Here is a 16,031-nt window from a genome sequence, read left to right as displayed (position 1 = left end):
CCATAAACGGTTTGTTCTAAAGTACAGAGCTAAAAAATGAAGATCATGGAAAACATTACATTATCTAGAAAAGGCTTCTTACCAATCCTACTTCTGCTCTTGTTGCCAGTCATCGGCTTCGCGCAGAATTTCGATTCGAACGGTTCTTACCTCGTTCCTGCCGGTGTGACGAGCATCACAATCGAAGCCTGGGGCGGCGGCGGTAAGGGCGGAACACGTACCACCAACGGTGTATCCGGCGGCGGCGGCGGTGGCGGCTATTCGAGAAAGACTTTCGCCGTCACAGCGGGGCAATCGTACGACTTTGTCATTGGCGTAGGTGCCACGACAACCGCTAACGGTACCAATACAACTGTTTCCCTCAGCGGAACAACCCTCATGACTGCACGCGGCGGCAACAGCGTAGCCAATAACACGGCAACTGGAGCTGCAGGCGGTACTGCGACTGGCGGCGACTTTAATTATACCGGCGGAACTGGTGCCACAGGAAGCAGCGGTAGCTACTCAGGCGGCGGCGGCTCTTCTGGCGGAACCGGCAGCAACGGCGGCAACGGAAACAACCAAAACGGCGGCACTGCTACAGGCGCCGGAGATGGCGGTAACGGTCGTACCAGTTCCGGAGACGGGCAAACGGTAACGCTTTTGGCCGATGGTCCTGGCGGCGGCGGCGGCGGTGCATACCGTAGCGGCGGCGGCTCCACGCGTAACGGCGGCAACGGCGCGAACGGTCGCGTCAGAGTAACGGTGAATGCACCTGAAATCAATCTACAGGGCAACAGTACAAACATTGCCGATGGCGACAACTCACCAACAACTGCAGATCATACAGACTTTGGCTCGACTGACATAACTTCGGGTTCCATTGTGCGCACCTTCACGATTCAAAATACTGGAACAGCCACCTTGACCATTTCAAGTGTTGGCATCACGGGCACACACGCCGCTGATTTCAGCATTACCTCCTTCCCGTCTGGCACAGTGGCAGCCGGCGGAAGTACTACGTTTCAAGTTACATTTAACCCATCGGCAGTTGGTGTTCGTAATGCAGTAGTAACCGTAAACAATGATGACAGCACCGAAGCGGTGTATGACTTTGCCATTACGGGCACCGGTACCATTGCTCCCGAGGTGAATATCCAAGGAAACGGCATCACCATCGTTGACGGTGACGGCACGCCATCTACTGCAGATTGGACAAACTTTGGCGACGCGGAAATCACGCTCGGAACTGTACCAAGGACATTTACCATCTTCAATACGGGATCCGGCACGTTAACCTTGGGCGCCATCACAATCGGTGGTACACACGCATCAAACTTTACTATTACGTCTTCACCCGCAGCATCCGTTGCTCCGGGCGGCAGTACCACATTTACCATCACATTCAATCCAAGCGCCACCGGTACGCGCAGTGCTACTTTCAGCATCGTGACCAATGACAGCGACGAAAACCCCTATAATTTCAGTATTCAGGGTACGGGTACATCACCTGAAATTAATGTTCAAGGCAACTTTACAAACATCGTTAATGGCGATGGTTCTGCTTCGATTACGGACGATACCGACTTTGGTACGGCTTCTATTGACGCAGGGTCAATCTTGGTAACTTTCACTATCCAAAACACAGGCACAGGCAACCTGAACCTCGGATCTATTTATTTCACAGGCGTGAATGCTGCAGATTTTTCCGTAAACATTCCTCCTGCGGCTGTGGTTGCATCTGGAAGCTCAACAACGGTAACGATAAGCTTCAATCCTACAACCGTAGGAAACAAAGTCGCTTACTTGTATATTCCGAGTGATGATGCCAACGAAAATCCTTACTATTTCCAAATCATTGGCTTGGGTGTTCGTACCTATCCAGATACTGACGGCGACAATGTATCAGACAACTTCGATATTGACGACGACAACGATGGCATCATCGACTCAACCGAACAAGCGCAATGTATCTTGTCTCCATTGTCCGGTTCTGTTACCAATACATTCCTTAACGAAACATTCGGAACGGGAACTGTGCGCGGCTATATCAATGTGAATATCCCAGGCGCATCTTGTACGTACTGTTTTGAAGACGGCGTTGCATCAGCAGACTATGGCACTTGTACATACCAATATCTGGGCAGTTTGAATGACGGCGAATACACCGTAGTAGACAAAATATTTGACCACGGCTGGACCGCTCCGGAAGACCACACGCCAAGCGATACCAACGGACGTATGGCAGTGTTTAACGCGAGTTATGACCCGGGCACCTTCTACGAAACTACCATTACCGGTGTCATGCCGAACTCCCCGATTACCTACAGTTTCTGGGTATTGAACATCATGCCGCAGGTAAACTATCCTGGAAGCATCTTGCCGAACATTACGGTAGAATTCCTTGACACATCGAACAACGTTTTGTCTACGTACAACACAGGCGATATCGGCCGATGCAACGGCGGTACCGGCGTAAATACCTGCGTCGCGAACGAATGGCAACAATACTCTACTACCGTGAACCTGGGCGCAGTAACAGATTTCACCATCCGTTTCAAGAACAATGCACCCGGCGGCGGCGGTAATGACTTGGCCATTGACGACATTGTGCTCAGGCAACAATATTGCGACCGCGATGGCGACGGTGTAGCCGATCTTTTCGACCTGGATTCAGACAATGATGGTATTCCGGATATTGAAGAAGCCGGTTACAAAGCACTCAGCTCAGGAAAATCGACCATGGACCGTACTTTGGGTTCATGGGCCGATGCCAACAGCAACGGCACGGCAGATTCCATCGACGCACAAATTGCCGCGAGCACTTATAACATTCCAGATACAGATGGCGACAGCGTAAAGGATTTCCATGACTTGGATTCAGACAACGACGCACAATTTGACGTGGACGAAGCCAACTTGCTCAATGGCGATGGCGACATCAACGGCGATGGCTTTGGCGACGGTGCTGATACTGACCTAGACGGCATCCTGAACCTGTACGACAACCTTGTGGGGTATGGCACTACAGCGCGTGCCTACGGCGACGATACAGACGGCGACGGCATTGCGAACTATCGCGAAATAGATGCGAATACCGATGGCGTAAAAGATATATTGACCACATTATATGGCTCATTCGATGCAAACCTCGATGGCGTAATTGACGGCAGCACCGACGTGGACAAAGACGGCATTCTCGATACTTTCGACACCAACACAGCAAGATACGGTTCGCCACGCGACCTAAACCGGAAATTGTTCCTGGACTTCGATGGCCGCAACGACTACGGCGAAGGACCACAGTTTTTGAGTAGCAGGGCGTCGGCGACCATTATGGGCTGGATCAAATTAACTGCACCATTTACGAGTACGGGTTATGTGATCGGACAAGACAATTTCTCCATCAGGGTTGATATGACTTCTGGTTCCCCTAAAGTGATCTTGCGTGGCAATGGTGGTGTATCGGCTACATATAGCGTAAACCTATCACCAAACCGTTGGTATCATATCTGCGGCGTGTATGACGGTGCGAGTGCCACGGAGAAAATGAAACTTTACATCAACGGCAGACTGGAAGTAATTGAAAACAGTGGCGCATTGGCTGGCACATTGGCTGCCAGCACCGGAAAATTCACATTCGGGCGCAATCCGTCGGCTGCCAGTGGATACTTCAAAGGATCGATTGACGAAGTGCGTGTATTCAGTACAGCGCTCACCACCGACCAAATCCAGAAAATGGTCTACCAGGAAATCAGGCAACAAGGCACGGCCATCCGTGGGGAAATCATTCCGAAAAACATTGAGTCAACCTTGTGGTTCAACGTCTTGGGTTACTACCGGATGGATGCGTACAAAGACGACGTCATCGACAACTACTTTACAGCAGGAATTGACACGCCAGCGAGCGCCACTACTGCGAGAATTTACAACCACAAAGTTATTGCACAACAACTGGCTCCAATGCCTTTCGTTACCACGCAAACCGGTGGCTTGAGTGCAGCGGTGAGCCAAAACAACTTTGTCTTCGGTGATGACATTTACAACTATGATTGGTCTATCATCCAGGTGAAACACAACAGCACTGCCGCTTTCAACTTAACAGGCGTAGGATTGATTGTTGATCCATCGGTAACCTTGGTGGCCAATAACGACAACAAAATACAGAACACCTGGTATATGCGCCTCAATGGTAAGCTGGATCTTGAAGGCAGGTCACAATTGGTGCAGACCGCTACCAGTGACTTGGATCCTTTGAGCTCAGGTTCACTCGAAAGAGACCAGCAAGGCCAAACCAACAAGTTCAACTATAACTATTGGGCAATGCCGGTGGGTGCCATCAACGCAACCACCAACAACAACCCGCAGACCGTTGCTTCCTTGATGAAAGACGGCACGAACCCGGCCAGTCCGCAATCGCTCCAATGGACGACAGGTCTGAACAGTTCGGCCACCAGCCCTATCACATTGAGCAGCTACTGGATCTTTAAATTCCAGAACGTATCAAACAGTTATGCAAACTGGTCTAGCGTTGGCCCGAACGGCACATTGACTGCAGGCCAAGGTTTTACGATGAAAGGAAGTAACGCCCTTTCGGCCACCCAGAACTACACGTTCCAAGGGAAACCGAACAACGGCAGCATTACATTGCCTATCGCAGCCAACAATTTGAACCTGTGTGGAAACCCATATGCTTCGGCCATTGATGCCAATGCATTCATCACGGACAACCTCAGTTCATTGACTGGTACACTGTACTTCTGGGAACATTTCAGCACCAACACGTCACACGTCCTGCAAAACTACCAAGGCGGCTATGCGACACGTACACTTGTGGGCGGTACGCCACCGGTATCACCATCTGGTATTTCCGGATTGGGCAGCAGCACCAAAACACCTGGCCGATTTATTCCAGTAGGACAAGGATTCTTTGTCACTGGTAGTGCGACTGGCGGAACCATCACATTCAACAACGGTCAACGGACGTTTGTCAAGGAAACCGATGCGAACTCCAACACGATGTTCAGGCAAACTGCAGCGCATCCACGTGAGCAAAATGCCCTCAGCAACAGCGAAGATGTCCACGAAGAAGGCGTGTTTGCAAAACTCAGGATTGGGTACAATTCGAGCAACAATTTCCACAGGCAGATTCTGCTTGGGTTCATGGACAACCTTGCCACGCCGGACTATGATCCAGGTTACGATGCGAAACATATCGATAGCCAGCCGAACGACATGTATTTCGTATTGGGTTATAATTTCTTGAACATCCAGGGCGACGGATTCTTCAACACTTCAAAAGTGTATCCGCTCGGGGTTAAGAATGAAACCGCAGGACACATCAGCTTTACCTTGGATGGAACCGAAAACTTCGATGAAAACCAAGCAATCTACATCCATGACAATGAAACGGGCTTGTACCACGACATCCGTCAGGAAGCGTTTGAGCTGAACATGCCGGCCGGAACCAACAATACGAGGTTCGAACTCACGTTTACCAACGGTGCCGCAGCGAGCAGGACAACAGCAATCGAGGAAGGTATTTTCGTGGCCTATGCCACTGCGAACAGCACCATCAACATCAAAAACAATATGGATGATACAACCGTGAAATCTGTAGCCTTGTTCAATATGCTGGGCCAATCTATCCTATCTTGGGACGTGGAAACCCGCGACCAGCAACACATCCAGATTCCGGTGAAAAACCTTTCAACAGGCACTTACATCGTTAAGATGATCACTACCAACGGTGACTTGAGCAAAAAAGTCATCATCAAATAACCACTCTTTTTGCCCCAACAAAAAGATGCTAAAAAGGCTTCCCGTGGAATTTCGGGAAGCCTTTGCTTTTTCTATCGAATCGATATTCGGGTGTGCTCGGAAATGTCTTGTATAAATGATTACGACAACGCTTTCTTCAAGTTTTCCAAATCAAGTAATTCCTGCTGGCCGCTCTTGAGGTTTTTCAATTGGTATTTACCTTGTTCGATCTCGGACGTTCCGGCCATGACCGCAAACGGAATATTCCGGCGGTCTGCGTATTTGAATTGCTTGTCCATTTTAACGTTCTCCGGAAACAATTCGGTCTTGATGCCCGCCGTGCGCAGTTGCTGGATCGCCTTCATGGCATACTGCGCTTCGCTTTCACCGAAGTTGAAGAAGATCGCTGTCGTGGATGACGCGACGGCTTCCGGAAAAAGATCCAGTTGTTCCAACACCAGGTAAATCCGGTCGAGACCAAATGAAATCCCCACACCGCTCACGTCTTTCAATCCGAAAATACCGGTCAAATCATCGTAACGGCCGCCGCCGCCTATAGAACCCATTTTTACCGATTCCGGTGCCGCGACTTCCAGGATTGCTCCCGTATAATAATTCAGGCCGCGCGCCAAAGTGACATCGAGATCGAGTGTACATTTGGCCAATCCCAGTTGTGTGATATTCTGGCAGATAAAGCCAAGTTCCTCGATGCCTTTGCGGCCTTCTTCCGAGGCAGAAAGCATTTGCGATAGCTTGGCCAGTTTCTCGTTGACGGTTCCCGAAAAGTGAAACAGCGGCTGGACTTTTTCGATGGCCGATGCAGAAATCCCTTTTTCGAGCATTTCTTTTTTCACGCCATCCTCGCCTATTTTATCAAGTTTGTCCAGGGCAACGGTAAAATCGATGAGCTTGTCCTTGGCACCGATCACCTCTGCAATGCCCGACAATATCTTACGGTTGTTGATTTTGATGGTCACGCCTTCCAACCCGAGTTCAGAAAACACAGCATCATACAATTGCACCAATTCAACTTCCTGCCACAATGATTTTGACCCGACCACATCGGCATCGCACTGGTAAAACTCCCGGAAACGCCCATTCTGCGGACGATCGGCGCGCCAAACCGGTTGGATTTGGTAGCGTTTGAACGGAAACACAATGTCGTTCTGGTGTTGCACGACATACCGCGCGAAAGGCACGGTCAAATCATAGCGGAGTGCTTTTTCCGAAATGGATGCGGTAAGCCGCAAACTGTCTTTGGCAGTTAAATATTCTTCGTTGGCCTTAGACAGGTAATCGCCGGAATTCAAGATCTTGAAAATCAACCGGTCGCCTTCTTCGCCATATTTACCCATCAGGGTTTCGGAATTCTCGAACGACGGCGTTTCAATCGGCATATAGCCGTACAACTCAAAGTTCTTGCGGATGATGCCGAAAATATACTGCCGGCGCGCTACTTCTTCAGGTGAAAAATCGCGGGTGCCTTTCGGGATGGACGGTTTCTGGGCCATGGGTTTGAAATTTGGATGCAAATATCGGCAATAACTGAATTAATAATTGATAATTAATAATNAATAATGAAACAGAAAACTCCCGAAGCAGTTCTTTGCTTATGGATGGCCGCGAACCAGAAGCCCAAGCCCAACTGGTAGAAGCAAATCTTTTTTGGACGCCGAGCGCGCCATTTCCTTTGCATTCACAATGGATTGCTCCAGACGGCCACATGCGGATGCGCGACACCCAAATTATTAACTATTAATTATTCATTATTAATTATTTTCGCGTCATGTTTAAACTCCTCCGCGAAAACATCCGTATTGCATTGGGTTCCATCAGGACGCAATTGCTACGTACAATCTTGACGGTACTCATTATTGCCATCGGGATTACGGCGTTGGTGTGCATCCTGACGGTGGTTTCGGCGTTGGAATACACCATTTCCGGGAAATTCGCGTCGATGGGTTCAAACACGTTCAACATCACACAGTACGATTTTTCGGAGCAGATCGATGCCGAAGCCGACGACAAACCGCACCCGATCATTACCTATCCGCAGGCCAAAGCGTTCGCGGCGGCGTATAAATACCCGGACACGCGGGTTTCCATTTCGTTTACGGCCACAAGTATTGCCGAAGTGAAATTCGAATCCAAGAAAACCGACCCGGAAATTACCGTAGAAGGCGTGGACGACAATTACCTGCTCAATTCCGGTTCAGAAGTGACGCAAGGCCGCAACTTTACACCGTTTGACGTCTTGAACAACGCGCCGGTGTGCATCGTCGGGTCTGATTTCGAGAAAGATTTGCTGAAAGACGTGAACCCGATAGACAAGGTCATTTCCATTCGTGGGGCGAAATTCCGGGTCATCGGCGTGCTCAAGGAAAAAGGTTCGACCTTCGGCAACAGCCAGGATTTGCGCGTTTTGATCCCGATCCAAGTGGCGCGATCGCTCTTTACGATGCCGAACATCAATTACGACGTTTCGGTCATGACAGACCACAAAGAATTTTTAGAAAATGCCGTGGAACAAGCCACGATTACCATGCGGCAGGTCCGGAAATTGAGCCCGGTAGAAGCCAACGATTTCGGGATTTCACGCTCCGACGACCTCATCAACAGGATTCTGTCGATTACCGATTATCTCGGCTGGGCGGCCTGGATCATCAGCGTGATCACGATTTTCGGATCGTCCATCGCGCTCATGAACATCATGCTGGTTTCGGTCACGGAACGCACACGCGAAATCGGTGTCCGAAAAGCGCTTGGGGCAAAACGCGGTACGATAGCCACACAATTTTTCATTGAAACGCTTGTGGTTGGTCAATTGGGCGGACTGCTCGGCACGATACTCGGGATTTTGCTTGGATTTGTATTGGCCAGCGCACTCGATTTCTCTTTTACGATTCCGTGGGCGGCCATCACTTGGGCATTCATCATTACATTCATCGTCGCCATCGTGTCCGGTTCCTATCCGGCAATCAAAGCGTCAAAGCTTGACCCGATCGAAGCGCTGCGGTACGAGTAATTGTGGAGATTTGCTAATCTGTCGTTCGACGTTCGACATTTGACCACTGAAGCTTGCGCGCCAAAACCATCCGGTCATTCCCATAAATATCCTGCCGCAATTCCAGATAGCCAAAGCCTTTCTGTTCCAGCATGTCCATGGTTTCCTTTGCCAGGTATTGGTTGATTTCGAAAAACAAACTGCCGTTTTCCGATAGGTTTCCCAGCGCCAGATCAGCGATTTTCCGATAGAATACAAGCGCGTCGTCGTCGGGTACGAAAAGCGCCAGATGTGGCTCATTTGCCAGCACATTGGGTTTTATTTCGGCCTTTTCGAGTTCGCGCACATACGGCGGATTCGAAACGATGATGTCAAACAATTGGTCCAGATTGCCCGTGGCCAAGATGTCCTTTTCGATGAACGTCACGCGCGCGTCGTTTCGTTGGGCATTCCCGCTGGCCATCCGCAACGCCGACGTTGATACATCAATCGCAAAAACTTCAGCGTCGGGCAAATGCGTCGCCAGCGCAATGGCAATGCAGCCGCTTCCGGTACCGATATCCAATATTCTTATCGGTCCGGCCGGCGAAATGTTCAAAATCCATTGTACCAATTCCTCGGTTTCCGGCCGCGGGATCAGAACATGGTCATTCACTTGGAACACCAATCCGAAAAAATGCGCCTTACCTAGTATATATTGTATCGGAATTTCTTTGTGCAACTGCGCCAGGACAAAATCCCATTGCGGGGTTTCCTCTTCCGACAGTGTCAGGTCGGGCTGCAGCGCAAGGTCGGAACGCTTCATGCCACGGAAGTCTTCCAGCACCAAATAGAAAAAACTCTCGGCTTCTTCCCTGCCGTATTGTGGCGTCAATGCGCCAATAAAGTTTTCCTTGTATGCCCTGATTTTCATAAGTCTTTAATCATCCAGACCGGGCAGGCCGTATGTCCGGTATTGCCCATCGGCGAACAAACGTAATCGAAACCCGAATTCCGGTACAATGACTGGGCCGACTGCATATTGGGCATCGTTTCAAGATAGCATTTTTGGTAACCGAACGACTTCGCGGCCTCGAGGCATTGCGTCATCATTTCCTTCCCGATGCCACGGCCTCTTGCTTTGGGCATAAAGTACATTTTCTGCAATTCACAGATGGTTTCATCCTCATTTTCCAACCGATAAATACCTGCACCGCCTACGATGTCTCCGTCCATTTCAACCACAAAATAGGCTGCCCGCGGCACGTTGTAGGCTTCAAACATAAAGTCCAATTGCGGGTCGGCATAGGCAGTCCCGACTTTGGGCACATCGTGTTCGATAAGCACATCGCGAATGATTTGGGCAATGGCCACATTGTCTTTTTCCGTGATCGGGCGGATCGTGAATTCCATCGTCAGATTCGAATAGTAATTGACTATTTTTGCTTCATGCACCACGAACTGTACATGAAACGTTGTTTGCAACTCGCCGAAAACGGCTTGGGAACAACCTATCCAAACCCGCTCGTGGGCAGTGTCATCGTGCACAAAGATACGATAATCGGCGAAGGCTGGCACCGCAAATCCGGCGAGCCGCACGCCGAGGTGAACGCCGTTCGTTCGGTGAAGGACCAATCGCTGCTGAAAAACTCGACGTTGTATGTGAATCTCGAACCATGTAGCCATTTCGGGAAAACGCCACCATGCAGTGATTTAATTGTTTCATTGGGCATTCCGGAGGTGGTCATCGGAACCATGGACCCGCATGAAAAAGTAGCAGGGAAAGGCATAGAGCGACTGCGGGCGGCGGGCGTCAAAGTTACCGTTGGCGTACTGGAGCAGGAATGCCTCGCACTCAACAAGCGGTTCTTCACGTTCCACAACCAACAACGGCCGTACGTTATTTTAAAGTGGGCTGAAAGCGCCGACGGATTCATTGCGCCGCTGCACAAAGAAACGCCGCAACCGGTTTGGATTTCGGGCGAAGTGTCACGGCAACTCGTCCACAAATGGCGCAGTGAAGAACAATCGATCTTGGTCGGGACGCAAACCGTCATTGACGACAACCCGAGACTTAACGTACGCGATTGGGCAGGAAATAATCAACCAATCCGGCTAGTTATCGACAAATCCGGACGCATTCCGGCGCGAAGCCATATATTTGATAACCAGCAGCCAACCGTTGTTTTTTCGGGAAAATCGGTATCGTCAGGCGAAGAAAATATTATCTTTGAACGGCTCGATTTCGACCAAGACACCGTACCGAAACTGGTGAAAGCCTTGTATTCGCGCGGCATACAGTCGGTTATCGTCGAAGGCGGACGCCAAACGCTGCAGTCATTCATCGATGCCGGATTATGGGATGAAGCCCGGATTTTCGTGGGCGGCGCATCGCTGAAACAAGGGATTTCGGCACCAACATTACACCGGGAAAACGCAACAAGATATTCAGTAGGCCATGACGAACTTTTAATCCTTAGCAAGCCATGATCAACACCATCATTTTCGATTTCGGGGACGTATTTGTCAACCTCAACAAGGAAACTTCCATTGAAGCGTTCAAAAAGCTTGGGCTCGACGGCCCGAACGAGGAATTGCTGGCGCTCAATACGCAATTCGAGACCGGAAAAATCAGCGAGGAACAGTTCCTGGACGGTTTCCGGAAGTTTATCCCAAATGCGCAACTCCAAGACATCAAGGCGGCGTGGAATTCCCTGATTGGCGATTTTCCGCTGCACCGGCTGGAATTCCTGCAATTGCTCTGCGGAAAATACCGCCTGTTCCTTTTGACCAACACCGATTCCATCCATATCGAATATTTCGAGCAACATGTTGGAATGACGTTCTCACGAGATTTCTACGGTTGTTTCGAGAAAGTATATTATTCTTACGAAATGGGCAGGCGCAAGCCCGACCGCGAGGTTTTCGAATACATCATCCGCAAACACGGGCTGAACCCAGCAAGGACGTTGTTCGTGGACGACAAGAAAGAAAACACCGAAGCTGCCGCCGCCGCCGGATTGCGCGTCTGGAACCTGCAACCAGGCGTGGAAGATGTGGTTGATTTGTTCGAGAAAAAATACCACATGGCTTAATTGGACACGTACAAGACGATCTCGGCGCCCTCGGACGAAATCCTGCTGAAGGAAAAAAACAGCAAATTTTTCGGATACGCTTTCCCGATTACGGCAGAAAGTGAGGTGAAAGCCCATTTGGAACGGCTGAAGAAACAGCACGTCGGCGCGGTGCATTGGTGTTACGCCTGGCAAATCGGGACCGAATCTGTATCATGGCGCGCCAACGACGACGGCGAACCGTCGAACACGGCGGGCATGCCTATCTACGGGCAAATACAATCTTTTGGAATAACCAATGTGCTGGTGGTCATCGTCCGGTTTTTCGGAGGCGTGAAACTCGGCGTCGGCGGGCTGATTGCCGCTTACCGCGAAGCCGCCAGGATGACGCTCGACGCTTCCGACATCGTGGAGAAAACCATCGACATCCACTTTAAGATATCGTTCGGTTACGCCGACATGAACCGCGTGATGCGCGTCATCCGGGAGAAAAACCTAGACATCGTGTCGCAAAAAATGGACTTGGACTGCGAAATGTCGGTCCGGGTACCGCGAAAAGACGTTGCATTCGTGACCGACGCTCTTGATCACTTGAAATCTGTTTTGATAACCGTCGTGGAATGAATATTTCACAGTTGTCCTAGCGATCGGTTTTTTTTATAAATTTGAAATACATCAAACCAAATAACATGAAAAAACTACTAACTTTCTTGTTCTTTTCGCTTCCCTATTTCGCCACCTGCCAAGAAGTTATTGAATGTGGGTCGGGCGAGGATGTTGCCCAACTGACAATTACAAGCGCTTCGAAAAACGCAATTGCGCAAATGCAAAATCCTGAACCCTTAGTTTTCAATATCTATTTTCATCTCGTAAAAGGCGACAATGGTAATTGGATTCCAAGCCCAAGTGACCCTAATTGTTGTTTCAACACCAATGAACCTTCAATCATGCAAGCGGTTGCTTTTCTGAACATTTCATACAACCCGTATAACATCTACTTTAAATTTCTGGGCTGGGACGAAATTCATTCTGATAACTATACCGCTCTAGGAACTGAATATCAGGCTCTCGACAATGAATACGGACGGCCCGATGCCATAGACGTGTATGTCGTTGACCACTTTACAAATTTTGGTTCATTTCCACCGGGTGCTTACGTTCCTTCCAATCCCGCATATTCAACTTCTATATTTTTCCAACATTACGGCTTTTCCGATGCGCATTACACCAATACCACAATGCTTCATGAAGTCGGTCACGTATTGAACCTGAAACATGTATTTGAAAATTACAACAATGCAAATGCAGAAAGAGTCACGCGCGACACTAACAATCCGGTATACAATGCAGACACTCATGGCGACCTGGTCGAAGATACACCCGCGCAGCCCAAAAACCCATATGCCACCGGCAATGTAGATTGTGCGGAACCGTTTGACATGACGGCCACAAATTACTATAACGAGCCATATGAGGACATCATTGCTGGCAACTTTATGTCATATACCGTGAATTGCAACCGCCACCTATCTGAAGGTCAAATTGCGAGGATAAGGGAGTCTGTTCAAAGTAATCCCGATCATTATGGGCCGCTGATGAATACTTTGGCTAGTTTGTACCAACCTTGGGAAGTGACGCCCATTGCCGGTGATCACATTGTAAGCGTCGAAGAAATTCCCGAAAACACCGCGATGCTTAAAGTGTGCAGAAATTTATTGCTGCGGCATCGATTCCAGACCGGATTCAATTACCAATTTCCAGACTGTTCCTGGCCTGATACTATTGCTTCTACACCTTATGTCATCCCTGTCGTCAAAATGGAAACTTTTGACTTTCCAGTTATCATTCAGCAAATTAGTAACGAAGCAACAGAGATTGTCAAAGTAAATTGTACACGCGGTGTAATTTGCGCTGAGGAACCAATCGTAGGAGGGGTTTTGATTTCAACACAGGTACTCGGCTCAATGAATATAACAGTTGAAGAGCTTACGAAAATTCAGGCTTCAGACCCCAGTTTATTCGAAACACTTATGTCAGAATACTACTATATACTCAAAAAAATGACAGAAACGGGTGTGGTCAAAGAGCGCTACTTTTATAAACCGTAATTTACACCATTATGATTGTACGCCTTTTTTTTCTTTTTACTTCATTTGCGTTGTGTGCACAAGCGCCACCGATAGATTGGCAAAAAACTTACGGCGGAAGCAATTCAGATGATGTTTCTTCTATCCTGGGCGTGGCGGATGGCTTTCTCGTTGCGGGCTCGTCGAATTCGCCTGTATCAGGCGACAAAACGATATTTAATGGATTGACCGACGCTTGGCTTATAAAATTTGATAATGCCGGCAATGAATTCTGGCAAAATAGCTATGCCAATAATACATTTACGGCAATGTATTTACCTCAAATCATATCTGTTAGCGGCTTTCCCAACGAAAATATATTAGTTGGCAGTACGAAACCTGAAATTGACACTTATCACATGAGTCTCATCTTGACGGATTCCGAGGGTACGATAGCGCAAAATGGGAGTACCGGCGTATCATCCGACTGTCCAACGGATAGCAACGGGTTCGGGACAAGTTTGGTAAACCTATTCTTCACCGGTGACGGTAGTTTTATAAGCAGCGGCACTTTCAGTTCGCCATTTTCGTTGTGCGTCGACGGAGAAAGCTATTACATTGAAAAAAGAAGTTCAATTGATTCTTCCGGTCCGCCCGCTTTTGCAAAATATATTGGCGGTGATAGCGCCGATATCTTAACGTCTTGCATCGAGACGACCGAGGGAAATATCTTGCTTCTGGGTTATTCGGACTCATCGATCTCGGGCGACAAAAGTGATCAGTCCCGTGGATTTGCTGATTATTGGTTGGTCGAATTAGCGTCCAACGGCAATATCATTTGGCAAAAAACGATTGGCGGAAGCGAGATAGAACAATCGACAAATGCCATTGAAACACCCGACGGAGGATATATTGTGGGTGGCTCATCAAATTCCAACATTTCAGGCGATAAAGTTGACGATTCAAAAGGTGGCTACGATTATTGGATCGTTAAACTTTCGCCGTCCGGAACCATTGAATGGCAAAAAACTATAGGCGGCGCTCTCGACGACAAATTGGCGAAAATCAGGATTACGAACGACGGTGGCTACATACTCTGCGGAACCTCGAATTCTCCGGCATCTGGAGACAAATCGGAAAACGCAAGGGGAGCAAGTGACGTATGGCTGGTAAAAATTGACGGCGACGGAAACGTGCAATGGGACAAAACCATCGGCGGTTCGGGAATTGATTCCGGCGCTGACGTCCTACAAGCCGAGGACAACGGCTTTATTATTGCCGCCACCTCCGCGTCATCTGCCTCTGGCGATAAAACCGAAAATTCCCGCGGCGATAACGATTATTGGATTATTAAATTGTTACCTGAAGACCTATCGACCAACGAAAACCCGATTGAATCCTTTGCCATATATCCGAACCCGTTCTACAATGAAATTACCATTAAATCACCAAACGGCGAATACTTTCAATTAACTGTTTTTGATACGCTGGGCCGGCTTATTTTCGACGAAAAACTAACGGGTATGCAAACAATTGCCGTCGATGGTGCAGCCGGAGTTTATTTTGTAGAGGTTCACGACCAATCCGGTCAGAAAAAAACATTCACGTTGGTGAAGCACCTGCCGTAACTTTTTCTAGAATCCGTTTTATATGCTCAGGCGGTGGAATCGGACGTCCGGCCTTTACATCGACAAAAACCAATAGGAAGTACGCTGTTGTTAATAACTCTCCGGCCTGAGAATAGATTTCACAATCGAACTCCAATTTCACGGAGGTCTGACTTTTGAATTTGGTTTTTATGGTGAGTAAATCATCATAGCGCGCCGGCTTTTTATAGTTGAGTGTCATCGACACAATTGGGAGCGCAATTCCGTCGTCTTCGAGGCTCTTGTAAGAAACCCCTTGAGCCCGAAGCCATTCCACCCGGCCGATCTCAAAATAGGGTATATAATTGCCGTGGTAAACCACGCCCATTTGGTCTGTTTCTGAATACCTGACACGCACGTCAATCGAGTGTTCACGCATGATTCCGCTTGTTATTTTGAATGGTTAAAAATTCTTCCTTACGACAATATTTCTGAAAAATCAACGTCCAAAAAATTTTTTTTTAACGATAATTGTTCACATATTTGTTCTCCCCTAAAGCCTTATAAAAGACCTCCAATTCTT

At 48.6% G+C, this 16,031-nt stretch carries 12 protein-coding genes; 8 read left to right on the top strand and 4 right to left on the bottom strand.

What is annotated here, in order from left to right; genetic code table 11:
* Positions 1-45 precede the first annotated feature (45 nt).
* Entirely contained in the window at positions 46-5,760 is a 5,715-nt protein-coding gene (locus ACM9J1_RS08950; RefSeq protein WP_415581693.1) for a choice-of-anchor D domain-containing protein, read from the top strand.
* Positions 5,761-5,879: 119 nt separating this feature from the next.
* Here ACM9J1_RS08950 and hisS read toward each other — a convergent pair whose 3' ends face one another.
* Positions 5,880-7,250: a histidine--tRNA ligase gene (gene hisS, locus ACM9J1_RS08945; RefSeq protein WP_415581692.1), complete on the bottom strand. Its 1,371-nt coding sequence runs from the start codon at positions 7,248-7,250 to the stop codon at positions 5,880-5,882.
* A 62-nt stretch (positions 7,251-7,312) separates the two neighbouring features.
* Here hisS and ACM9J1_RS08940 point away from each other — a divergent pair.
* Both ACM9J1_RS08940 and ACM9J1_RS08935 read left to right on the top strand, forming a co-directional pair.
* A partial coding sequence (locus ACM9J1_RS08940; protein ID WP_415581691.1) for a hypothetical protein occupies positions 7,313-7,498 on the top strand: 186 nt, incomplete at its 5' end.
* Between the two features lie 27 nt (positions 7,499-7,525).
* Positions 7,526-8,764 carry an ABC transporter permease gene (locus ACM9J1_RS08935; RefSeq protein WP_415581690.1) on the top strand — a complete coding sequence of 413 codons (1,239 nt, stop codon included), beginning with the start codon at positions 7,526-7,528 and terminating at the stop codon, positions 8,762-8,764.
* Between the two features lie 13 nt (positions 8,765-8,777).
* On the opposite strand, the gene prmC is transcribed toward ACM9J1_RS08935, so the two are convergent.
* Positions 8,778-9,656, bottom strand: coding sequence for a peptide chain release factor N(5)-glutamine methyltransferase (prmC, locus tag ACM9J1_RS08930; RefSeq protein WP_415581689.1), 879 nt, complete (start codon positions 9,654-9,656; stop codon positions 8,778-8,780).
* The gene (locus tag ACM9J1_RS08925) at positions 9,653-10,135 is read right to left on the bottom strand and encodes a GNAT family N-acetyltransferase (protein ID WP_415581688.1); all 483 of its coding nucleotides are present in this window, start codon (positions 10,133-10,135) and stop codon (positions 9,653-9,655) included. The genes prmC and ACM9J1_RS08925 overlap by 4 nt, the downstream gene beginning before the upstream one ends.
* A gap of 36 nt (positions 10,136-10,171) precedes the next feature.
* Between ACM9J1_RS08925 and ribD the strand changes: the two genes are divergently transcribed.
* From ribD to ACM9J1_RS08900, 5 genes are all read left to right on the top strand, one after another.
* Positions 10,172-11,212 carry a bifunctional diaminohydroxyphosphoribosylaminopyrimidine deaminase/5-amino-6-(5-phosphoribosylamino)uracil reductase RibD gene (gene ribD, locus ACM9J1_RS08920; protein WP_415581687.1) on the top strand — a complete coding sequence of 347 codons (1,041 nt, stop codon included), beginning with the start codon at positions 10,172-10,174 and terminating at the stop codon, positions 11,210-11,212.
* The gene (locus ACM9J1_RS08915; RefSeq protein WP_415581686.1) at positions 11,209-11,817 is read left to right on the top strand and encodes an HAD family hydrolase; all 609 of its coding nucleotides are present in this window, start codon (positions 11,209-11,211) and stop codon (positions 11,815-11,817) included. Before ribD ends, ACM9J1_RS08915 begins: the two co-directional genes overlap by 4 nt.
* Positions 11,818-12,420, top strand: coding sequence for an IMPACT family protein (locus ACM9J1_RS08910; RefSeq protein ID WP_415581685.1), 603 nt, complete (start codon positions 11,818-11,820; stop codon positions 12,418-12,420). It abuts the gene before it with no gap.
* Between the two features lie 65 nt (positions 12,421-12,485).
* Complete coding sequence (locus tag ACM9J1_RS08905; RefSeq protein WP_415581684.1) at positions 12,486-13,904, top strand: M43 family zinc metalloprotease; 1,419 nt, start codon at positions 12,486-12,488, stop codon at positions 13,902-13,904.
* Positions 13,905-13,915: 11 nt separating this feature from the next.
* On the top strand, positions 13,916-15,490 hold the full coding sequence (locus tag ACM9J1_RS08900) for a T9SS type A sorting domain-containing protein (RefSeq protein ID WP_415581683.1): 1,575 nt from the start codon (positions 13,916-13,918) through the stop codon (positions 15,488-15,490).
* On the opposite strand, the gene ACM9J1_RS08895 is transcribed toward ACM9J1_RS08900, so the two are convergent.
* A complete protein-coding gene (locus ACM9J1_RS08895) occupies positions 15,465-15,887 on the bottom strand; it encodes an acyl-CoA thioesterase (protein ID WP_415581682.1) in 423 nt (140 codons plus the stop codon). The two genes, ACM9J1_RS08900 and ACM9J1_RS08895, sit on opposite strands and share 26 nt — an antisense overlap.
* Between the last annotated feature and the right edge of the window lie 144 nt (positions 15,888-16,031).

The organism is Flavobacterium longum (genome assembly GCF_965137575.1).
In the GTDB taxonomy this organism is placed as follows: domain Bacteria; phylum Bacteroidota; class Bacteroidia; order Flavobacteriales; family Flavobacteriaceae; genus Flavobacterium; species Flavobacterium longum.
The sequence above is the reverse complement of the archived record's forward strand: the minus strand, read 5'-3'. Positions and strand labels throughout refer to the sequence as shown.